This window comes from Pseudomonas sp. TH10 (genome assembly GCF_016651255.1).
In the GTDB taxonomy this organism is placed as follows: Bacteria; Pseudomonadota; Gammaproteobacteria; order Pseudomonadales; family Pseudomonadaceae; genus Aquipseudomonas.
This window is the reverse complement of record NZ_JAEKEG010000090.1, coordinates 1-20,902: the sequence shown is the minus strand read 5'-3', so window position 1 is coordinate 20,902 and position 20,902 is coordinate 1. Positions and strand designations below refer to the sequence as shown.

17 protein-coding genes and 2 pseudogenes are annotated in these 20,902 nt (G+C 59.2%); 17 read left to right on the top strand and 2 right to left on the bottom strand.

What is annotated here, in order from left to right:
- Positions 1–337: 337 nt before the first annotated feature.
- The 16 genes and pseudogenes from JFT80_RS14140 to JFT80_RS14065 all read left to right on the top strand — a co-directional run bounded on the left by JFT80_RS14140 (position 338) and on the right by JFT80_RS14065 (position 18,875).
- Positions 338–1,228: a VOC family protein gene (locus JFT80_RS14140; RefSeq protein ID WP_201148269.1), complete on the top strand. Its 891-nt coding sequence runs from the start codon at positions 338–340 to the stop codon at positions 1,226–1,228.
- An 81-nt stretch (positions 1,229–1,309) separates the two neighbouring features.
- On the top strand, positions 1,310–1,846 hold the full coding sequence (locus JFT80_RS14135; protein WP_201148268.1) for a flavin reductase family protein: 537 nt from the start codon (positions 1,310–1,312) through the stop codon (positions 1,844–1,846).
- Positions 1,847–1,901: 55 nt separating this feature from the next.
- Entirely contained in the window at positions 1,902–3,122 is a 1,221-nt protein-coding gene (locus JFT80_RS14130) for an acyl-CoA dehydrogenase family protein (RefSeq protein WP_201148267.1), read from the top strand.
- Between the two features lie 104 nt (positions 3,123–3,226).
- Positions 3,227–4,903 carry a DUF1302 domain-containing protein gene (locus JFT80_RS14125; protein ID WP_201148266.1) on the top strand — a complete coding sequence of 559 codons (1,677 nt, stop codon included), beginning with the start codon at positions 3,227–3,229 and terminating at the stop codon, positions 4,901–4,903.
- Positions 4,904–5,076: 173 nt separating this feature from the next.
- Positions 5,077–6,279, top strand: a complete 1,203-nt coding sequence (locus JFT80_RS14120; RefSeq protein ID WP_307833094.1) for a DUF1329 domain-containing protein — start codon at positions 5,077–5,079, stop codon at positions 6,277–6,279.
- 58 nt (positions 6,280–6,337) lie between these two features.
- Positions 6,338–7,399, top strand: coding sequence for a YCF48-related protein (locus JFT80_RS14115; protein WP_201148265.1), 1,062 nt, complete (start codon positions 6,338–6,340; stop codon positions 7,397–7,399).
- A 30-nt stretch (positions 7,400–7,429) separates the two neighbouring features.
- Complete coding sequence (locus tag JFT80_RS14110) at positions 7,430–9,850, top strand: RND family transporter (protein ID WP_201148264.1); 2,421 nt, start codon at positions 7,430–7,432, stop codon at positions 9,848–9,850.
- Positions 9,847–10,302 carry a heme-binding protein gene (locus JFT80_RS14105; RefSeq protein ID WP_201148263.1) on the top strand — a complete coding sequence of 152 codons (456 nt, stop codon included), beginning with the start codon at positions 9,847–9,849 and terminating at the stop codon, positions 10,300–10,302. The genes JFT80_RS14110 and JFT80_RS14105 overlap by 4 nt, the downstream gene beginning before the upstream one ends.
- Positions 10,303–10,328: 26 nt before the next feature.
- A pseudogene (dmpE, locus tag JFT80_RS14100) lies at positions 10,329–11,116 on the top strand (2-oxopent-4-enoate hydratase).
- Positions 11,117–11,130: 14 nt separating this feature from the next.
- Positions 11,131–12,069: an acetaldehyde dehydrogenase (acetylating) gene (locus tag JFT80_RS14095; protein WP_201148262.1), complete on the top strand. Its 939-nt coding sequence runs from the start codon at positions 11,131–11,133 to the stop codon at positions 12,067–12,069.
- 10 nt (positions 12,070–12,079) lie between these two features.
- Positions 12,080–13,102 (top strand): 4-hydroxy-2-oxovalerate aldolase, encoded by a 1,023-nt coding sequence (dmpG, locus tag JFT80_RS14090; protein ID WP_201148261.1) that lies wholly within the window; start codon positions 12,080–12,082, stop codon positions 13,100–13,102.
- A 499-nt stretch (positions 13,103–13,601) separates the two neighbouring features.
- Positions 13,602–14,447 carry an alpha/beta fold hydrolase gene (locus tag JFT80_RS14085; RefSeq protein WP_201148260.1) on the top strand — a complete coding sequence of 282 codons (846 nt, stop codon included), beginning with the start codon at positions 13,602–13,604 and terminating at the stop codon, positions 14,445–14,447.
- A 100-nt stretch (positions 14,448–14,547) separates the two neighbouring features.
- A complete protein-coding gene (locus tag JFT80_RS14080; RefSeq protein ID WP_201148259.1) occupies positions 14,548–15,621 on the top strand; it encodes an SMP-30/gluconolactonase/LRE family protein in 1,074 nt (357 codons plus the stop codon).
- A gap of 141 nt (positions 15,622–15,762) precedes the next feature.
- Positions 15,763–17,232, top strand: a complete 1,470-nt coding sequence (gene tcuA / locus JFT80_RS14075) for an FAD-dependent tricarballylate dehydrogenase TcuA (RefSeq protein WP_201148258.1) — start codon at positions 15,763–15,765, stop codon at positions 17,230–17,232.
- Between the two features lie 96 nt (positions 17,233–17,328).
- The gene (locus tag JFT80_RS14070; protein ID WP_201148257.1) at positions 17,329–17,520 is read left to right on the top strand and encodes a hypothetical protein; all 192 of its coding nucleotides are present in this window, start codon (positions 17,329–17,331) and stop codon (positions 17,518–17,520) included.
- Positions 17,521–17,789: 269 nt separating this feature from the next.
- Positions 17,790–18,875, top strand: coding sequence for an NAD(P)/FAD-dependent oxidoreductase (locus JFT80_RS14065; RefSeq protein WP_374091357.1), 1,086 nt, complete (start codon positions 17,790–17,792; stop codon positions 18,873–18,875).
- A 200-nt stretch (positions 18,876–19,075) separates the two neighbouring features.
- Here the strand turns inward: JFT80_RS14065 and JFT80_RS14060 are convergent, their stop codons facing one another.
- Both JFT80_RS14060 and JFT80_RS14055 read right to left on the bottom strand, forming a co-directional pair.
- Positions 19,076–19,402, bottom strand: coding sequence for a hypothetical protein (locus JFT80_RS14060; protein ID WP_201148256.1), 327 nt, complete (start codon positions 19,400–19,402; stop codon positions 19,076–19,078).
- Positions 19,403–19,512: 110 nt separating this feature from the next.
- A pseudogene (locus JFT80_RS14055) lies at positions 19,513–19,930 on the bottom strand (VOC family protein).
- A 234-nt stretch (positions 19,931–20,164) separates the two neighbouring features.
- On the opposite strand from JFT80_RS14055, the gene JFT80_RS14050 reads away from it, so the two are divergent.
- Positions 20,165–20,902, top strand: a 738-nt coding sequence (locus JFT80_RS14050; RefSeq protein WP_201148255.1) for an alkene reductase, incomplete at its 3' end; no start/stop codon positions are given.

The window sequence follows — 20,902 nt, the reverse complement described above, 5'->3', positions numbered from 1 at the left end:
ACTGGCTGAGCGCACTGAAACACAAGCTGCCTTGGGTGCGCTATCCATTCACTGCACTGCAGTCGATTTAATTTCCTCTGCCCGGGATTGACGAAAATCCTTGAATGAAATTCGGAATTTTCGAATTTTCATAAATCCACCTGCTTTGGTGAAAACACTGATTGCGCACGGACAGTCATCACTGGTCGGCTGTATATCGTTGATTAATAAAGAATAAATATTTACTTTTTCTGATATTCAATGCTGGCACAGCGCTTGCTCTTGTCCCTTCAACAGCTGTTCTTCAAAGCGTCACCAGAAAGAACAGAACAACAAAAACAAGATGAGGTGCAGGCAAGTGGCAGAAATTCACTCGTTGGCCTACGCAGGATTTGGTGTAAGCGACCTGGATAAGTGGCAGTGGCTGGCTACTGACATTATCGGCATGCAGGTGGCCAAACGCGACGAGCAGGGCCTGACATTGCGCATGGATGAATACGCCCAGCGATTCTTCCTGGAGAGCAATCCGGTCGACGACATCCTGGTGGCAGGCTGGCAATTTCGCAGCGAGCAGGAGCTTGAGAGTTATGTCGGCGAACTGCGTGAAAAAGATATTCCGGTCGAAGTGCTGTCCAGGGAGATGTTGCAGCGGCGCATGGTCGAGAAGGCATACAGCATCCAGGACCCGAACGGTTTTACTCACGAATTTTTCTTTGGCCACAGCGAAGCAGGCCTGAACGACGCGTTTCGTTCCAAAGTGCTCAAAGGCGGTTTCGTCACCGGCGACCTGGGCATCGGCCACCTCCTGCCGTTTGCCAAGAACGGGCCGCAAACCGTGAACTTCTACAAGGATGTCTTGAAGCTGCGAGTCAGTGATTACATCCGCGAGGAAGTGCAACCGGGCATCGTGGTGGACGCTACGTTCTTCCACACCGCCACGGGCCGCCACCATTCCATCGCCACCGCCCAGGCGCCCAGCCCCAAGGTGCTCAACCACTTCATGGTCCAGGTGCAGAACATGGACGACGTCGGCCTGGCCTACGACCGCTGCATCAAGGCGGGCATCCCGATCATTCTCGAACTCGGTCATCACCCGAACGACAAAACCTTTTCTTTCTATGCCCAGACCCCTTCGGGTTTCAACTTTGAAATGGGTTGGGGTGGCGTCGTCATTGACGATCAACATTGGGAAGTGAAGGCGTTCAACAAAATGAGCGACTGGGGTCACAAACGCAACTTCGTTCTCTGATCCGCGGCGGGCTGCCGGCCTGGTCACGCAGCAATCACGTCTGTGGGCCACCCATGCCTGCGACACAGTGAGGTTTTCCAGATGTTAAACGCCATTCAATCAAGTAGTACGCCAGCAGTGATTGCGCCGACGGTAGCCACCGCTGATTTCTGTAAGGGCATGCGCCATCTGGCCGGTGCCTGTGTGGTGATCGCCAGCGGCAGTGACAACGAGAGAGCCGGGCTGACGGCGACGGCGGTGTGTTCGATCACCGCCGACCCGCCGCGGTTGCTGATCTGCGTGAACCGCAATGTTCGGGCCCATGAAGTGATTCAGCGCGCCGGCGCTTTCAGCATCAACGTGCTGGCCCATGACCAGGAGTTCATTGCCAAGCGCTTTGCCGGAATGGTCGAAGGGGTCAGCGGCGAGGAGCGCTTTGCTCAGGGTTGCTGGGAGTCGGGGGTCACCGGAGTGCCGTTGCTCGAAGACGCCTTGGTGAGTTTCGAGTGCCGCCTGGAGCAAGTGATTCCGGCCAGCACCCACGACATGTTTATCGGCGAGGTGGTCGGCGTCCGGGGCTTGCAAGAGCAGGACGGCCCCCTGGTGTACTTCAACAGCAGGTTCGCTGCGCTCAAGTGAAGCCCTGACGGCTTGCGACATGCAGACAAAACAATAAACAAGAGATCACAGACCTATGAACAACTTCGTCAAGCCAACCGAGACCGTGGATATCCAGGCGACCCCAAGCGAAGCGCAATTGCTGGAGCGCGCGCGGGGATTGATTCCGATGCTGATGGAAAAAGCCGAGTCAGTGGAAAAGAACCGGATGGTGTCCAGTCAGACCATCGAGGCGTTTGTCGACGCCGGTTTCTTCAAGATCCTGCAGCCAAAGCAATATGGCGGCTGGGAGATGGCGCCCGCGGTGTTCTACAAGGTCCTGATGGAATTGGGTCGCGGCTGCTGCAGCAGCGCCTGGAACATGATGATCCTGGGTATCCACCAGTGGGAATACGGTTCGTTGCCAGAGCAGGCTTGCATGGATGTCTGGGGTGACGACAACGCGGTCATCACTGCCTCGTCCTACCCGCCATTCGGCAAGGTAGAAGAGGTCGAGGGTGGCTACAACATCAGCGGCACGTGGAAAACCTCCAGCGGTTGCGATCACGGCAAATGGGCGTTTCTCGGTGGCCTGCGGCGTGATGCCGGCGGTCAGGTGATCGATCGCCTGTCGATGCTGGTGCCGAGCTCGGCGTGGGTCATTGAAGACGATTGGCATACCTTCGGCCTGGCCGGTACCGGTAGCAAGAGCCTGGTGATCAAGCATGCCTTCGTGCCGTATCACCGCGCACACAGCCTGATCCAGTACACCTATAGCGAGCGTCCGGCGAACTACCTGTACCCCTTCAACCAGATCTTCTTCGGCGCCGTTTCGGCCCTGCTCGTGGGCATGGCCCAGGGCGGGATCGATGAGTACATCCGGCAGATGAGTGTGCGCACCAACACCACCGACGGCGCAGGGGCGGCATTGAGCCCGTACGTCAAGGATCGGCTGGGCAATGCGGTGGTCCGGGTGCGCTCGGCCCGTGCGCGGCTCTTGCAAATGCTGGCCGAGAGCAGCGAATACGTCGAGCGCCGTGAACTGGTGCCGGCCTTCGACCGAGTGCACTACATGCTCGACATCGCCCGGGTCGGTCGCGACTGCGAAGAGGCTGTGATGCTGCTGTTCAAGGCCACCTCGGCCCGCGGTATTTACCTGAACAACCCACTGCAGCGAATCCTGCGCGACGTGATCGCCGCGTCTAACCACATTACCCAGAATGCCGATGACACGGCGGGCATGCTCGGCGCCTATCTGTTGGGGCAGCAACTGCCACCGATGATATTCGGCCTGGACCCTGTGTCGCTCACCGACTGAATCGCTGGATCGGGAGGAAGGCATTCCTCCCGACGAGACCCGCTACCGCTCCCTCGGCGGTCACTCATAAAACAAAATCGGCTTAATGTCGCAGAGGTCTTTTAATGTCCATACATCAGAACCGAGCATCCGGTTGTGTCCGTTCGGCTGCCCAGCGTCCACGGTTGACCCGCCTGGCTGCGGCTTTAATCGGCTGTTCAGTATTGTCCAGCGCGCAGGCGATGGAGTTCGATACCGGAACTTCCGACCTGAAGGTGCGCTTCGATACCAACGTCAAATACTCCAACGCCTGGCGCGTCAAGGACCAGCACGACAAACTGGTCGCGGACTCGAACCTGGACGATGGCGACCGCAATTTCGACAAGGGCATGATTTCCAACCGCCTGGACCTGTTCTCGGAATTTGACCTCTCCTACCAGAAGATCGGCGCGCGCGTCAGCGGCGCGGCCTGGTACGACGATGTGTACAACAAGGGCAACGACAACGACTCGCCGGGTACTGCCAACGCCTACAGCGTACGGTATGACCGGTTCACGAAAGATACTCGCGACTTGCACGGGCGGGACGCGGAGTTCCGCGATGCGTTTGTCTACGCGAACTACGATCTGGGCGAGGAAATGTGGGGCGTGTCGCGGTTGGGCCAACACTCGTTGCTCTACGGTGAAAGCCTGTTCTACGGCGGCAACGGTATCGCCGCAGGCCAGCAACCGATCGATGCGGTACGCGCGCTGACCGTCCCCAACTCACAATTCAAGGAGCTTGGCCTCCCGGTCAAGCAGTTCTCCACGCAACTGCAGATCACACCGACCGTCTCCGTCGGTGGCTACTACCAGTTCGAGTGGGAACGTACACGAATTCCAGGGGCGGGCAGCTATTTCAGCCCGGCGGACCTGCTTGACGAAGGCGGTGAAAGGATCGTTGTGGGGCGCTTGTCGAATGGCGCACCTGCGGCCTCGTTCTATCGCGGCGATGACATCGAAGCCCGCGACAGCGGACAGTGGGGCGTGCAACTGCGTTACCGCTCCGAGGCCCTGGATACCGACTTCGGCCTGTACGCCATCAACTACCACGACAAGAACTTCCAGACGCAGCTGCGTCCCGGGGTGGGGGCGGGCAGTCGTGCGGACCAGATCGGCGAATACATGCTGGTGTTCCCCGAGGACATTCGTGCCTATGGCTTCAGTGCCAATCGTGGGTTTGGCGACATCAACGTCGGTTTCGAAGCCTCTGTCCGCGATAACGCACCGTTGGTCAGCCTGACCATGACTGACCTGGCGGGCAACGGCGACAACGACGGCAATCCGCTGTACGCGGTTGGCCGTACCGCTCATGCCCAGGTCAACATGATCTACATCATGCCGACCGGGACGTTCTGGGACACCGCCAGCCTGCTGGGTGAGCTGGCCTGGAACCGCAGGCTGAGCGTCGACAAGAACCAGGACAATCTCGACCCCAACGGCACCCGTGATGCCACGGCGATTCGGCTTGCGTTTTCGCCGACTTACTTCCAGGTCTTCGATGGTGTCGACCTGACGGTACCGATGGGTTTGAGCTACGGCATCGACGGCCGCTCCTCGGCGGTGGGCGGGTTCAGCCAGAGCAAGGGCGGAGACTACAACGTCGGCCTGACGGCGGATTACCTGAAGTCGGTCACCTTCACCCTGGCCTACACCGGCTACTACGGTCCCTCGGCGCCGATCAATATCGGCGGGATCAAAACCTTCAAACAGACCAATGCTGACCGGGATTTCCTGTCCTTCAGCGTGTCCCATACATTCTGAGTAACGGCCATGACCAACAACAAGATCGCTCAGCTGTTGACCTGTTTCACCTTGTCCATGTCCGTGGCGTGCGCCTACGGGGCGGTCAGCGCGGCAGACGCTCAGGCATTGAATTCCACCCTGACTCCCCTCGGGGCCATACGTGCCGGCAACGCCGACGGCAGTATCCCGGCGTGGACCGGGGGTACTCCACGGTGCCGGCGGGTTATCAGCAGGGGCACCGGGCCTACGACCCATTCGCTCAGGACAAGCCGCTGTACACCATCACTGCCGCCAACCTGGCCAAGTACCAGGACAAACTCGGCGCCGGTGTGATTCAACTGTTCAAGGACAATCCGCAAACCTTCCGCATCGACGTATACCCCACACGCCGCACGGCATCGGCGCCGCAGTGGGTGTATGACAACACCCTGAAAAATGCCACGCACGCCTCGCTCGAAGGTGACGGCCTGATCGTCAAGGGTGCCTACGGAGGGGTGCCGTTCCCGCTGCCCAAATCCGGCATCGAAGTGCAGTGGAACCACCAGCTGCTATGGCGCGGTGACGCCACCAAAGGCAAGTACAAGGTCTGGACGACGACCGCCGATGGTCAGCGCGTGTTGGCCACCGCCGCAGAGGACAATGCGCAGTATCCGTACTACTACAAGGACGGTTCGGTGGAGACCGCCGGGCCGAACTTCATGATGGCTATTCAACTGACGTATGCACCGGCCTTCCGGGCGGGTGAAGCGTTGATGGTGCACAACGTGACGGATTACGTGCAGGGCCGCACCCTGTGGCAATACCTGTCGGGTCAGCGCCGGGTGCGTCGTGCGCCGAGCATCAATTTCGATACGCCCAACTCGGTGGCGTCGGGCGTCAATTTCGTCGATGAAAACTACGGTGGCACCGGATCGCCTGAGCGCTTCGACTGGAAGCTGATCGGCAAGAAAGAAATGATCATTCCGTACAACAACAACCAATTGCTGGCCAACGCCGATGAAAAAGTCATGGGCCAGCGTCACGTCAATCCGGACTACATGCGCTGGGAGCTGCATCGGGTCTGGGAAGTCGAGGCCACCCTCAAGGCCGGCAAGCGTCATGCCGTGCCCAAGCGCAAGTATTACTACGACGAAGACAACTGGGGTAACGCGATGATCGATGGCTGGGATGCCGAAGGCACCCTGTGGCGCACGTCGCTGTCGACGCCCTTCGTAGCGCCGGATATCCCGGCCACGGTGAACTACTGCACCGGCTTCTTCCATGACCACCGGACCAAGGCCTGGATGTACAACTGTGCAATGGGCGACGCGGGCAATGAGCAATACGCAATCACCGAGCGTCGACGTGAAAGCTTCTTCTCGCCGGAGTCGCTGACCAAGATGAGCGCACGCTGATGTTTGTGGCGGGTTCTTCCTTCCCGGAGGGGCTCGCCTGTCTTACCGGAGGTATGCAGTGAATAAAAATAAATGTGCATTGGCGAGCCTGCTCTGCGTCAGCTTGATCGCCGGACTGGTGTTGACCGCCAGCGCCGGCTCAAGAAACGTCGCCGATACGCTGGAGCAAACCGCCACGGTTTCGGCATTGGCCAACCGTTTTGCGTTCAACGCCGCTGCGATGGCGGGTGAGCGTCTGGTGGTGGCCGGCATGCGCGGCACCATCCTCTACTCCGACGACCAGGGCCAGCAATGGCGGCAAGCCAGCGTTCCGGTCTCGGTCAGCCTGACCGGTATCTGCTTTGCCGATGCCGCCAATGGTTGGGCAGTCGGCCATCGCGGGGTGATTCTCGCCACCCGCGATGGCGGCGCGCACTGGACCCGGCAACTGGATGGCGTGCAAGTCGCGCAGTCGATTTTGCACGTGCGCCAGGATCCTGAGCGGATCGACGAGGCGCGCCGCCTGGTGGCCGAAGGCGCTGACAAACCTTTTCTGACCGTACAGTGCATGGGCGATGGTCGGGTGTTGGCTCTGGGCGCTTACGGCTTGGCATTCAGCACGAAAAACGCCGGACAGAGCTGGCAGCCGGCGCTGGCATTGCTCGATGGCAGCGATTCACTGCACCTCAACGCGGTGCAGGTCCTCGGTGGGCGGGTGTATGTGGCCGGGGAGCAGGGCGCGTTGCTGCGAGTGAACAATGACTTGCAGGGATTCACCCGTTTTGCCAGCCCTTATGAGGGCAGCTTCTTTGGCCTCTTGGCCACGCGCAACAACAGTCTGCTGGCCGTGGGTTTGCGCGGGCATGTGTTGCGCTCCGTCGATCAGGGCAGTAGTTGGCAGCCTGTAAACCTGGCGTCGACCAAGAGCCTGACGGCGGCCACCGAATTGCGCGACGGCTCGCTGCTGTTGGCGGATGAGTCGGGGCAGGGCTGGCTCAGCCGTGATGACGGTCGCAGCTTCCGTGCGGTATTGCCCGAAGAACGCTTCCCGTTGATCGCACTGCTGGCGCTGTCCGATGGCGGCAGCCTGGCCGTGGGCACCCATGGCATCACTCGTTTCCTGCCGAGCGCTCTGCGCTGAGTCGGCCGGTATTGAAGAAGGTTACTTACGATGGCTATCAGCAATTCCGATGGCTTCACCGCTATCGCTTCCCTGGCGGATTTCGATAAACATTCCGGTAATCGCCTGGAGCGGGTGTTGTTCAACCACCGTTTCCTGGTCGTCGGCTTCTGCCTGCTTGTCACGGTGCTACTCGCGATAGCGGCCAGCCAGGTACGGCTCAATGCCAGCTACCTGAAAACCATTCCCGCCCATCATCCCTTCACTCTCAACTACCTGGAGCATGCCCGCGACCTCAAGGGCGCCGGCAACGCGATAAGGGTGGCGGTGGCGATGCGGGACGAGGGCGATATTTTCAACGCCCACTACATGGAAACACTGCGCCAACTCAACGATGAGTTGTATCTGGTCAACGGTGTCGACCGCGCCTTCATGCGCTCACTCTGGACCCCGGCGACCCGCTGGCAGGGCGTGACTGAAGAAGGTTTCGATGGTGGACCGGTAGTCCCGGATGGCTTTGATGGTGGCGCACAAAGCCTGGAAAGCCTGCGGGACAACGTCGAGCGTTCGGGAGAAACGGGCCAACTCGTGGCGGGTGACCTGCGCTCGAGCATCATCTATTTGCCCCTGTTGGAAATCGACCCCAAGACTGGTCAGTCCCTGGACTACAAACAACTGTCGGACAGCCTGGAAACTCTACGCAGTACGTACTCACAGCGCGGTGTCGACATCCACATCATCGGTTTCGCCAAAGTGATGGGCGACCTGATCGATGGCCTGTACGCGGTGCTGGGGTTTTTTGCGGTGGCGGTGTTGATCACCAGTGCGATCCTCTACCAATTCACCCGTTGCGTGCGCAGTACGCTGGTGGTGCAAGGCTGCACGTTGATTGGCGTGATCTGGCTGCTAGGTCTGTTGCCGCTGCTGGACTATGAGCTCAACCCCTATTCGATCCTGGTACCGTTCCTGGTCTATGCCATTGGCGTGAGCCACGGCGCGCAAAAAATGAATGGCATCATGCAGGATGTCGGGCGCGGCACTCACAAGTTGATCGCCGCCCGCTACACCTTTCGCCGCTTGTTCGCCGCGGGCATCACCGCATTGCTGGCGGACGTCGTGGGCTTCGCGGTGCTGACCATTGTCGATGTGCCGGTCATCCAGGAACTGGCGCTGATCGCCAGTTTGGGCGTGGGCATCCTGGTGTTCACCAACCTGGCCTTGCTGCCGATCATGCTCTCGTTTACCGGTGTTTCACCGGCTGCGGCGGCCCGTAGCCTCAAACATGAAACCCTGGCTGAAGGGCAATCTGCATCATCGCTGGTGCGGCTGTTCGAGCGCTTCACCGGTCGAGGTGCGGCGCGACTGGCGATTGGCGTGGCGGTCGCTGTCGCGCTGGGCGCGTTGTGGATGGGCAAGGACTTGAAGGTCGGTGACCTCGACCCCGGGGCGCCGGAATTGCGCGCCGATTCGCGCTACAACCTGGATAACCGTTTCATCATCGAGCATTACCAGGCCAGCAGTGACGTGTTCGTGATCATGGTCGAAACCCCGGCCGGAAAGTGCGTCGATTACTCGATCCTGCGTAAGGTCGAAGAACTGGAATGGCGCCTGCGCGAATTGCCTGGCGTTGAAACCACCAAGTCCATCGCCGGGCTGTCACGCAAGATTAACGTCGGGATGAACGAGGGCAACTTCAAATGGGACGAGTTGCCACCCAACCAGTCGATGATCAACGCGGCGGCCATGCGCTCACCGCGCGAGCTGTTCAACGGCACTTGCAGCCTGCTGTCGATCTACGCCTACCTCAAGGATCACAAGGCCGACACGCTTGAGTCGGTGGTCCAGGCGACGGCCGCCTTTGCGGAAAAATACAACGACGAGCAAGCCACGTTCCTGATGGCTGCTGGCAATGCCGGGATCGAAAGTGCGACCAACATCGTGGTCAAAAGCGCCAACACGCGGATGTTGCTGGGGGTGTACCTGGTGGTGTCGCTGCTGTGCTTCATTGCCTTTCGTTCCTGGCGTGCGGTGCTGTGCGCCGTGTTGCCATTGATCCTCACGTCCTTGGTGGCCGAGGCCTTGATGGTGCAATTGAACATGGGACTGAAAGTGGCGACCTTGCCGGTAGTGGCGCTGGGCGTAGGCATCGGCGTCGACTACGCGCTGTACATCCTCAGTGTCACGCTGTTCTGGCTGCGCCGTGGCGAAAGCCTGGCAATGGCCTATCGGCAGGCATTGATGTTCACCGGTCGGGTGGTGGTCTTCACCGGGCTGACGCTGTCCCTGGGCGTCGTCACCTGGGTGTTCTCGCCGATCAAGTTCCAGGCCGACATGGGCGTGCTGCTCACCTTCATGTTCCTGTGCAACATGCTGGTTGCGCTCATCCTGGTGCCCGCATTGGCCTGCTATCTGCTCCAGCCGATCAAACCCGTGGCGCAGCCGGCCACCTCTCTCAAGGAAATCTCTGTATGAACTCGGGCATTCCATTGGCCGACACCCGGTTGAGCGATCCGCTGAGCATGGCGACAGCCCGCCTGGCGCTGGACACGGCGTTGCAACACGCCTGCAACCACGGTTGGCGGGTCAGCGTCGCGGTGCTGGACGGGGGCGGGCATCTGCTGGCCTTCGGTCGAAGCGCCGGGGCGCCCCTGCACACCATCGACCTGGCCCAGGACAAGGCACTGACCGCCGTGTCCTTCGCCTTGCCCACCGCCGATGTCGGCAAGCGCTTGCGGGATGCCCCCGACCATGTCCGCCAGTGTTTGATTCTGCGGCCACGACTGGTGCCCATGGGCGGGGCATTGCCCCTGCACCTGGGCGATCGCCTGGTCGGTGCCATCGGCGTTTCCGGCGCCAGTGAGGAGCAGGATTGCGACTGTGCAAAGGCGGGCTACGACGCCATCACCGACCCCCGGCAGCGCTGATTTTTATCAAAGGACAGGAGTTTTACGTGAACCATTCAAGCGTCGACACGCAACAACTGGGCGACAAACTATTCAATGCGCTGATCGAAGCGCAGGCCATCGCGCCGCTGACCGAAAGCCATCCGGACTTGACCCTGGAGCAGGCCTACCAGATCCAGCAACACCTGATCGCCCGCCGCCTTGCCGGCGGTGAGCGGATCATCGGCAAGAAAATCGGGGTCACCAGTCAGGCGGTGATGGACATGCTCGGCGTGCGGCAGCCGGATTTCGGTCAGTTGACCGATGCCATGGTCGTCGACCAGGGCGCCAGCGTGGCCATGGCCGGGCTGATCCAGCCCAAGGCCGAGGGCGAAATTGCCTTCGTCCTCAAGCACGATCTGTCAGGTCCCGGCATCACCGTCGCCGATGTATTACGGGCTACAGAAGGGGTGATGGCGTGTTTCGAGATCGTTGATTCGCGTATCCGTGACTGGAAAATCAAGATCCAGGACACGGTGGCGGATAACGCTTCGTGCGGCGTTTTTGTGCTCAGTGATCGCCTGGTCAGCCCGCGTGAGTTGGACCTGTACACAACCGGCATGGTGCTGGAGAAAACGGCCGGATCGTCGGTACCGGCGCCGGGGCCGCGACCATGGGCTCACCCGCCATTGCCGTGGCGTGGCTGGCCAATACCTTGGGCCGGCTGGGGATGAGCCTCAAGGCTGGTGAAGTGATTCTGTCCGGTGCGCTGTCGGCGATGGTGCCCGTGGTGGCCGGGGATAATTTGCGAGTGAGCATTGCTGGTATTGGCAGTTGCTCAGTGCGTTTCGACTGAGGTTGCACAACATCATGAACAACAAATTGAAAGTCGCCATCATCGGTTCCGGCAACATCGGCACCGACCTGATGATCAAGATCCTGCGTAACGCCAAGCATCTGGAAATGGCGGTGATGGTTGGCATCGACCCGGCCTCGGACGGCTTGGCCCGCGCCTCGCGCCTGGGCGTGGCGGTGACCCATGAAGGCGTTGAAGGCCTGACCCGCATGGACATCTTCAAGGACATCGACTTCGTCTTCGATGCAACCTCGGCCGGTGCCCACGTCAAGAATGACGCATTCCTGCGCTCGAGCAAACCTGGTATCCGCCTGATCGACCTGACCCCGGCAGCCATCGGCCCGTACTGCGTACCGGTAGTGAATCTGGAGCAGAATCTGGATCAGCTCAACGTCAACATGGTCACCTGCGGTGGCCAGGCGACGATCCCGATGGTCGCGGCCGTATCGCGCGTGGCCAAGGTGCATTACGCCGAAATCGTCGCCTCGATCGCCAGCAAGTCCGCCGGCCCCGGCACCCGCGCCAACATCGACGAGTTCACCGAGACCACGTCTAAAGCCATCGAAGTGATCGGCGGCGCCGCCAAGGGCAAGGCGATCATCGTGATGAACCCGGCCGAGCCGCCGCTGATGATGCGCGACACGGTGTTTGTGCTGTCCGAAGCGGCGGATCAGGCGCTGGTCGAGGCGTCGATCGTAGAGATGGCGGCGGCGGTGCAGGCCTATGTGCCGGGCTATCGTCTCAAGCAGAAAGTGCAGTTCGACATCATCCCCGAAGACGCGCCGCTGAACATTCCCGGCCTGGGCAGATTCTCCGGACTCAAGACCTCGGTGTTCCTCGAAGTGGAAGGCGCAGCCCATTACCTGCCGGCTTACGCCGGTAATCTCGACATCATGACCTCCGCTGCCTTGGCTACCGCCGAGCGCATGGCGCAGTCGATGCTCAACGCCTGAGGAGACCGACATGACCTTCAATCCCGGCAAAAAAATCTACATCTCCGACGTGACCCTGCGCGATGGCAGCCACGCGGTTCGCCATCAGTACTCGCTGCAGAACGTGCAGGACATCGCCCGCGCTCTAGACAAGGCCAAGGTCGATTCGATCGAAGTTGCCCACGGTGATGGCCTGCAAGGTTCCAGCTTCAACTACGGCTTTGCGGCGCACACTGATCTGGAATGGATCGAAGCCGCCGCCGACGTGATCAGCCACGCCAAAATCACCACCTTGCTGCTGCCCGGCATCGGTACGGTTCATGACCTGAAAGCCGCATACAACGCCGGTGCCCGGGTGGTACGCATCGCCACCCATTGCACCGAAGCGGATGTCTCGAAACAACACATCGAGTACGCCCGCGAGCTGGGCATGGACACCGTCGGCTTCCTGATGATGAGTCACATGATCCCGGCCGAGCAGTTAGCCGCGCAGGCCAAGCTGATGGAGAGCTACGGCGCGACCTGCGTGTACATGGCCGACTCGGGCGGCGCGATGAACATGCAGGACATCCGCGACCGCTTCCGTGCCTTCAAGGCTGTGCTCAAACCGGAAACCGAAACCGGCATGCACGCTCACCACAACTTGAGCCTGGGTGTGGCCAACTCCATTACCGCGGTCGAGGAAGGTTGCGACCGCATCGACGCCAGCCTCGCGGGCATGGGCGCCGGGGCCGGTAACGCGCCGCTTGAAGTTTTCATTGCCGCCGCCGAACGCCTGGGCTGGAACCACGGCACCGACCTGTACACGCTGATGGACGCCGCTGACGACATCGTGCGCCCGCTGCAGGATCGGCCAGTGCGGGTCGATCGCGAGACCCTGGCCCTCGGTTACGCCGGGGTCTATTCGAGTTTCCTTCGCCACGCCGAAATCGCCGCTACCAAGTACGGCCTCAAGACCCTGGACATCCTCGTCGAACTGGGCAAACGGCGAATGGTCGGCGGTCAGGAAGACATGATCGTCGACGTCGCGCTGGACCTGCTCAAAAAACGTTAACGCCGCACAACCTATGGGAGCTGGTCTGCCTGCGATAGCGCTTGAGCATTCACCATTGCGGTTGGCTGAACCACCATCACCGCGCGCAGGCTCGCTCTCCTGGGGTTCTCGCCTGCCTGACATAACAACAGTAAAGCGGGTATTGCCATTACAGCGATAAAGGCGCTTTCAACGCCTTCATATTTTTCATCTCGATTTTTATGAATCTTTGAAAACTTCTGAATAAGAGATATCGATCAGCGCCCAGGCGAGCTTCACTTATCTTGCAAGTCAAACTTACAAGTTGTTGTTTTATAAGTACTTAATTCGAATGCGCGGTCTTTTTATATGACTGGCACAGTCGTTGCTCTCCTCAATGCAGAAGGCGTCACCGCGGTCTCGTGGCGTTCAGCGATTTACTGAAGTGGTGCGCATCACCCGGACGCTTTCTTTTCCTCACACCCGAGTTTTCAACGCGGTGTTTGCTCCTGCCTCACAGCCATAATAAGGACTAATTCACATGAGTCGATTCACCCAAGAAAACACCAGTAAATTCGTGCAGACCCCTGAGTGGAAAATGCATTACAACGAGGCCGGAGAAGGTCCCGTCGTGATCATGGTCCACGGCTCAGGTGCCGGTGCCACGGGTTGGGCCAATTTTCACCGCAACGTCGATGCGTTCGTAGACGCCGGCTATCGGGTGATCCTCATGGACTGCCCAGGCTTCGGCAAGTCGGACCCTCTGGTCACCGCCGAGCCACGCTTCGTGATTAACGCGCGGGCGATCAAGGCGTTGATGGATGGGCTGGACATCGACAAGGCCCACCTGGTTGGTAACTCGATGGGCGGTGGTAGCGCGTTGGGGTTTGCCGTGGACTATCCAGAGCGCCTGGACAAAATGATCCTGATGGGCTCGGGTGGAGTAGGGCGCACCAGCCTGTTCACACCGTTACCGATGGAAGGCATCAAGTTGCTCTTTGGCGTGTACCGTGACCCAAGCCTGGAAAACCTGAAGAAGATGCTGGACGTGTTTGTCTACGACTCCAGCGCACTGACCGAAGAACTCATCAGCCTGCGTCACAAGAGCATCCTGGCAAACCCTCAGCACCTGGACAACTTCATCAAGAGTGTTGATCTGAGCAAATTCCAGATGGGCGATTTTTCTGCCAACCTCCCGGACATTAAGCATCCGACTCTGATCACCTGGGGCCGCGACGACCGTTTCGTGCCTATTGACTGGAGCCTGAAGCTGCTCAATGGCCTACCGGACGCGCGCCTGCATGTGTTCAGCAAATGTGGCCACTGGGCTCAGTGGGAGCACGCGGACGCGTTCAACCGCCTGGTGATCGACTTCCTCGACAACTAAGCCCCGGCGCATCCCTCTCGTTGCCATGGCGCGAGGGGCTTGCGGCTGGCTTGGGCCCCTGCACATGGACGCATAACTACAATAAAACCGGGGTTGGATCATGAATAATTTACGTTTGGCCAGTGCTGCCTTGGCGCTGGCTATCAGCACCGCTGTCGCCGCTCAACCACAGGTGCCCGCGTGCGTGGCGCAAAGCGGTTACACGCCGATTTGCGGCATGGCGCCGCCCGAGGATCTGGAGCTTTCGCCGGATGCCGGATTCCTGTTCCTGAGCACCACTCCGGGACTGGCCGCCAGCCATCAAAGTCGCTTGCGAGTCATGGAACTGGCCTCCCGGGCAGTCAGCGATATGGTCATCGAGCGGCAGGCAACACCGGGTTGGGGAGAACCTTCGTGCGAGGCGCCGCAAGGTGCTGTAGGTGCCCACGGCATCCACTTGTCCAGACGTGCCGATGGTCGATCGCAATTGTTGGTGGTCAATCACAACGGTCGAGAAGCTGTGGAATTTTTCGAGCCAATAAACGATGGCAAAAGCTGGAAGGCCGTCTGGCGTGGCTGCGTGGAAAGCCAGGACGGCACGATGCTCAATGATGTTGCCGCTACACCCGACGGCGGCTTCGTGGTCACGGCCATGTTCAGCTTCAGTGCAATGAAGGACGATCCGCGCCTGGAAAAACTGCTCGATGGCCGGGCCACGGGACATTTGCTTGCCTGGCACGCCAGCGAGGGACTGCGCCGTCTGCCCGACAGCGAGGCCCCCGCGCCGAATGGCATTCAGGTCAGCCAGGACGGTCAGTCAGTATGGTTTGCCGCGTGGCCGGGCAGCGGAATCTGGCACTACGATTTGCAGCAGCAAAAAGTCATGAGCAAGATCGTCCTTGGCTTCATGCCGGACAATCTGACTTGGACAACGGATGGACAATTACTCACAGCGGGCGTGCCGGATGCACAGACCTTTCGCCGGTGTTTCCTCAGCCACAACGAGTTCTGCCCCAGCGCGACGGTGGTCGCCTTGATCGATCCGCGCAACGGCACCAGTCGTGAACTGTTGCGCGCCCAAGAAGGGGCGTTGTATGGCGCATCGACTGCATTGCAGGTCGGTCGCGATGTGTTCGTTGGGGCGTTCGCCGGGGATCGCATGTTGCTGTTGCCCGACGCGATCCCCTCTTTGTAATCCCGACCAAGTTCTCCCGCGTACTCGATGCAGCGCATCACCTTGCGCATTTGTTGAAAAGCCTATTTCGCCGCGCAGGCTAAGTCCGCTGCGCGGCTCTATTGATAATGGGATGGTCAAGTCCACAGACCAGGAGCGGATATGCAATCTTACGACGTCATCGTGCTGGGCAGCGGGAATGCCGGGCTTTGCGCAGCCCTTTCCGCCCGCGAACAAGGGGCGCGCGTGGCCTTGCTTGAACGCGCGCCGCAAGAGCAGCGGGGCGGTAACTCGGCGCACACCGGTGGCGCGTTTCGCGTGGCTTACCGGGGTGTCGAAGACTTGCGCAGCCTGATGCCGGACCTGCTGGAGAGTGAAATTCAGAGCAGCGATTTCGGCGCCTATACCCAGGACGATTTTTTCGGTGAGTTGGCCGCCATGAGCCAGTACCGCACCGACCCGCAAGTGTTGGACACGGTAGTGTCGCAGAGTCTGGATACTTTGCAGTGGATGACCGGCAAGGGCGTGCGCTTCATGCCTATCTATGGTCGTCAGGCCTTCAAGGTGGATGGCAAATTCCGCTTTTGGGGCGGCCTGACCATCGAGGTTTCTGGTGGCGGCCTGGGGTTGGTCGATGCCTTGTTTCGCCGAGTGGAAAAAGATGCCGTGGAGGTTTTCTACGGCTGTCGGACCCAACGCATCAGCCGCGATTCTTCCGGCTTGTGGCAACTGTGTTGTGCGGACGGTCGGCAGTTTCGTGCTCGGGCCTTGGTCCTCGCAACGGGTGGCTTCCATGCCAATCTGGAATGGCGCACCAAGTACCTGGGGCCGGGATGGGACTTGGCCAAGGTCCGAGGGTCACGCTACAACACTGGCGACGGTATCCGCATGGCCCTGGACGTGGGCGCCGTGGCACACGGCAACTGGTCCGGTTGCCATGCGGTGTTTTATGACGTCAATGCCCCGCAGATGGGTGACCTGAACCATCTGAACCAGCAAAAGAACTACTTCCATCTCGGCGTGGTGGTCAATTCCGATGGCCAGCGTTTTATCGATGAAGGTCAGGATTTTCGCAACTACACCTACTCCAGCATGGGGGCCAAAGTCATGGCACAACCGGAGGGTGTTGCCTGGCAGATCTTCGACCAGCACAGCCACGAATTGCTCCCCGATGAGTATCGCGGACGCCAGGTGACGCGGATCCAGGCCGACACCCTGCAAGGGTTGATCAAGCAGATGGAGGGGGTCAACGGCCCCGCTCTTCTGCACACCCTCGAGACTTACAACCGCTCGGTGCAACTCAATGTGCCATTCAACCCCGCTGTCCGCGACGGACGCTCAACCCAGGGCCTGCCATTGCCCAAGTCAAACTGGGCCAACCCGCTGGATCGTCCGCCGTTCGTGGCTTACGCGGTGACGTGCGGCATCACCTTCACCTTCGGTGGTTTGAAGGTCAACAGCCAGGCCCAGGTGCTGGACGAAGAGGATCAACCGATTGACGGCCTGTACGCCGCGGGTGAATTGGTGGGTAACCTCTACTACGTCAAGTACGCCGGTGGGGCGGGGCTGACATCAGGTTCGGTACTTGGGCGCATCGCCGGGGCAGAAGCCTCAACGCAAAAGGCGCGCTGAACAATGCGTCGTTCCCGGCGGCAGAGGATAACGCGCCTGACGGTGGCTCTAAGGCTGTCAGGCGGATTTGCGCTGGTTTGGCTGTTGGTGGTGTCCATGGATCTTTTATTTGAGGCTGGTGATAGACGGGTGTCTCAGTGGATAGCTGATATCAGCATGTTCTTGCTTGAAGAAAACAGAGCGGCATCTGCACCATTGGAAGGTTCGCGTGAAACGGATAGCACTAATGCCTATCTTCAACAGTTTGAACACCCGGCAGGGACGCAATGGCTACCGCATAGTTATTGACCATTAGCAGACATGCGCTCGGTTATCGTGGACTGGTTTGAAGTTTCGGAGTTTATCTCAGCTTCCCGACCGTTTTCCAAACACCTCAAAAGCTGTTTATGCGAGACCCATAGGGCGAGATGTTGCGGACTGGTTCAATCCACAGCCGTTTTCTGCCCGTCGCGACGGGCTGCAGCTGGCCAGGTGCAGACACTGAAACCGGGTTCTGAACGATCAGGTTTTCAGGTGGTGAAATGCTCCAGCCGTCGTACCATGGGCAGGTCGACAGAATGGAGGTTGATATGGGAAATGCTCAGGACAAACGAGTCGTTGTCATTGGTGCAGGCATCGTGGGTGCTTCGCTGGCGTATCATTTGGCTGATAAAGGCGCAAATATCACCGTGGTTGAGGCTGAAGATATCGCGTCGGGAGTGACTGGAACTTCATTCGCATGGATCAACACCCAGCACGGAAAACCCGACCCCATTGCAAAACTGCGCGCAGCTGCAATCGAGGCCTATCGTCGACTCGAATCCCGGTTACCTGACCTGAACATACGATGGACAGGTGCTTTGTCTTTCAACGCGACGGCGAGTGAAGCGCTGCCAGATTCAGGTCATCAGGTTTCGGCAAATCTGGTAGATCGATCGCAGATTCTCGGCCTTGAACCAAATCTCAGGAATCCTCCTCAATCTGCTGTGTATGCGGCTGATGAAGGGGCGCTGGACGCAGTGGCAGCGACCCATGCGTTGATCGCAGGTGCCCAGGCAAATGGGGCGAAGATTCTCACTCAGACGCGTGTTCTGGGCTTTGTAACCCGGGGCGCCACGGTGACGGGCGTTGAAACGACAATGGGTATCATCGATGCTGATGTGGTCGTACTTGCGGCCGGAACAGGCATCACGACCTTGACAGATAGGCTTGAGGTGTCTCTTCCAATAGAGGCCTCGCCTGCCATTTTCATCCGTTACAAGTCTCAACCCGGACTCGTGCACACCCTCATATCCAGCGCTGAGATGGAAGTGCGACAAAGTGCGGAGGGGGCGTTGCTGGCAGCAGAAGATTATCTGGATGACGCCATCGAGAATCAGCCCGCAGCGATCGCGCTTCGAACTGTCAAGACAATCCGGAACCAACTCCATGGGACGGGTTCCATCGATGTGCAATTGGCTTGTGTCGGGCTTAGACCCATGCCTGCGGATGGCCTACCCATCATCGGTTATCTACCCAAAGTGGGCGGCGTCTATGTGTGTGTCATGCATCCTGGAGTCACTTTGGCGGCGATAGTGGGACGTCTTGCCAGCGAGGAAATCATCGACGACAAGGTATCCAGCGCGCTTAGCCCATGCCGGCCCGATCGATTCCTTCAAGTGTAGTGAGGCCGCTTGCAAGGCCGCTATGGGCCGATTCCAATCTGCTGCAGAGGGATACTAGCGTCCGTTCGTGGATGGCGGTTATTGGCTGCATCGGCCATTGTCCGCCGAGATTCAGGCATCGGATGATCCGTGCAACCCTACTGCAAATGCCTCAGAAACAATCACAAAACAGGACTTTGGCCTGAACGTGTGGATCGATTTCATAAAAAACCGAACGGTGCCAAAGACTCAAGCAAGCGCAACAGTGCTGGTTTTTCGGCGGGTTGTTCTCCGATGCAACACACATGCGGGTCGCTGAGAGAGCACCAGACCGAAACCGGGTCGCCGACCTTCAACCCGTACGAGGCTTTTTTGAGGGTTTCGGTTGACCACGCGTCAATGGTTTCGTTGAGAGACCTGTGATACCGCTTGCCATTGACGCTATAGCTGAAGCTCATGAACCTTGCTCCGATCCACGGTCCCTCACTCCCCAGAAAGGTTACGTAGCCTCGTATCACTTGCCCAACGGGCACGTCATCAGCGCTCATCAATCATCTCCTGAGAATGTGCCCGATATGCAGGGGCGACGCGGTCACCGATGTTCTTCCTGTTTCGATGAGGCGCGCCGTTCACACGTTCATCGGCCTGGCGAATGTCATCAAGATTGCACAGCCGGGCCTTTCAACTCGATTTGATTTTCATCAGGGTCATTGAGGTAAATGGACAACCCTGTTCCCTCTGCGCCATAGCGCATCTGCGCCTTCTCCGCGGATACACCGCGCTCAGCCAAGTGGCGGAGAATGGCCTGTTCATCAAACGGCTTAACCCGAAGGCAGACGTGATCGACGTTGTGTCCTTGCTTGCCCGCCGGCTGACCACCCTGACGACCAATCAGCCCGTTCACATCAACCAGGTCAATCATGGATGCGCCTGCACTCAGATGAATCATGCCAAAGGTCGTCACGGCGCTTGTTGACCTCACATCCCAGGACTGATGTGTAAAACGCGAGGCTGCGCTCAATATCCTGCACCCTAAGTACAACATGGTCTATACGTTGAATTGAAAAACTGCGCATGACGATCACTCCTGTCGAATCCCCGATTTTAGTCCATCCCGACAGGGCGTGATCATTCCTCCGTGCGTTGCTGAAAAAGCAAAAGTCATTTGCGATTTGACCGGATTGTTGCGCCAACAGTCCGACGTTAGGATCAATCCATCGCTGCAACTCATAAGACCTTTGGCGTGAGCTTAGACAGTCATCTGTCGCTCAGCTGATTGTCCTTTCACTCGATCAACTCTGGAAACTCCAATGTCGACACTCTTCGAAGAATTCCGCATGGGCGATACCACGCTCAACAATCGTATTGTCATGGCGCCGTTGACCCGCTCTCGCGCACCCCATGATGCCGCCGATGAGCGGGTGGCGTTGTATTACACGCAGCGCGCCACCGCAGGCTTGATCGTCAGCGAGGGCACGCCGATATCCCGTGAAGGCCAAGGCTACCTCTTCAATCCCGGCATCTTCACCCCCGAACAAATCGCTGGATGGCGCCTCACCACCGATTCGGTTCATGCGGTGGGCGGCAAGATGTTTGCGCAACTCTGGCACGTGGGTCGTGTGTCCCATCCGTCGATCCAGGAAGGCGGGAAACTGCCGGTGAGCGCCACGTCGAAGCAAGCGGTGGGTGCGACAGCGTTCGGTTACGACGCTGACGGCAAGCCGGCGTTGGTAGCTCCACCTGCGCCGCGCCAACTGACAACGGCCGAAGTTTCGCGGATCGTCGGTGAGTTCGCCCAAGCGGCGGAAAATGCGATCGAGGCAGGTTTTGATGGCGTGGAAATCCATGGCGCTAATGGCTATCTGTTCGAGCAGTTCATGAATCCGCTGGTCAATGATCGAACCGATCAGTACGCCGCGGATCAGCTGGAAAATCGTCTGCGCTTCACCCTGGAAGTCATCGACGCGGTGGTTGAGCGAATTGGCGCGGGCCGTGTTGGCATTCGTATTTCGCCCTATGGGCAACTGTTCGATATGCCGCTGTATGAG

Coding starts and splice junctions, on each gene's coding strand:
- JFT80_RS14065 (WP_374091357.1), top strand. CDS start 17,790: ATGGAGGTTGATATGGGAAATGCTCAGGACAAACGAGTCGTTGTCATT.
- dmpG (WP_201148261.1), top strand. CDS start 12,080: ATGACCTTCAATCCCGGCAAAAAAATCTACATCTCCGACGTGACCCTG.
- JFT80_RS14085 (WP_201148260.1), top strand. CDS start 13,602: ATGAGTCGATTCACCCAAGAAAACACCAGTAAATTCGTGCAGACCCCT.
- JFT80_RS14060 (WP_201148256.1), bottom strand. CDS start 19,402: ATGAGCGCTGATGACGTGCCCGTTGGGCAAGTGATACGAGGCTACGTA.
- JFT80_RS14095 (WP_201148262.1), top strand. CDS start 11,131: ATGAACAACAAATTGAAAGTCGCCATCATCGGTTCCGGCAACATCGGC.
- JFT80_RS14130 (WP_201148267.1), top strand. CDS start 1,902: ATGAACAACTTCGTCAAGCCAACCGAGACCGTGGATATCCAGGCGACC.
- JFT80_RS14080 (WP_201148259.1), top strand. CDS start 14,548: ATGAATAATTTACGTTTGGCCAGTGCTGCCTTGGCGCTGGCTATCAGC.
- tcuA (WP_201148258.1), top strand. CDS start 15,763: ATGCAATCTTACGACGTCATCGTGCTGGGCAGCGGGAATGCCGGGCTT.
- JFT80_RS14070 (WP_201148257.1), top strand. CDS start 17,329: ATGGATCTTTTATTTGAGGCTGGTGATAGACGGGTGTCTCAGTGGATA.
- JFT80_RS14125 (WP_201148266.1), top strand. CDS start 3,227: ATGTCCATACATCAGAACCGAGCATCCGGTTGTGTCCGTTCGGCTGCC.
- JFT80_RS14105 (WP_201148263.1), top strand. CDS start 9,847: ATGAACTCGGGCATTCCATTGGCCGACACCCGGTTGAGCGATCCGCTG.
- JFT80_RS14110 (WP_201148264.1), top strand. CDS start 7,430: ATGGCTATCAGCAATTCCGATGGCTTCACCGCTATCGCTTCCCTGGCG.
- JFT80_RS14135 (WP_201148268.1), top strand. CDS start 1,310: ATGTTAAACGCCATTCAATCAAGTAGTACGCCAGCAGTGATTGCGCCG.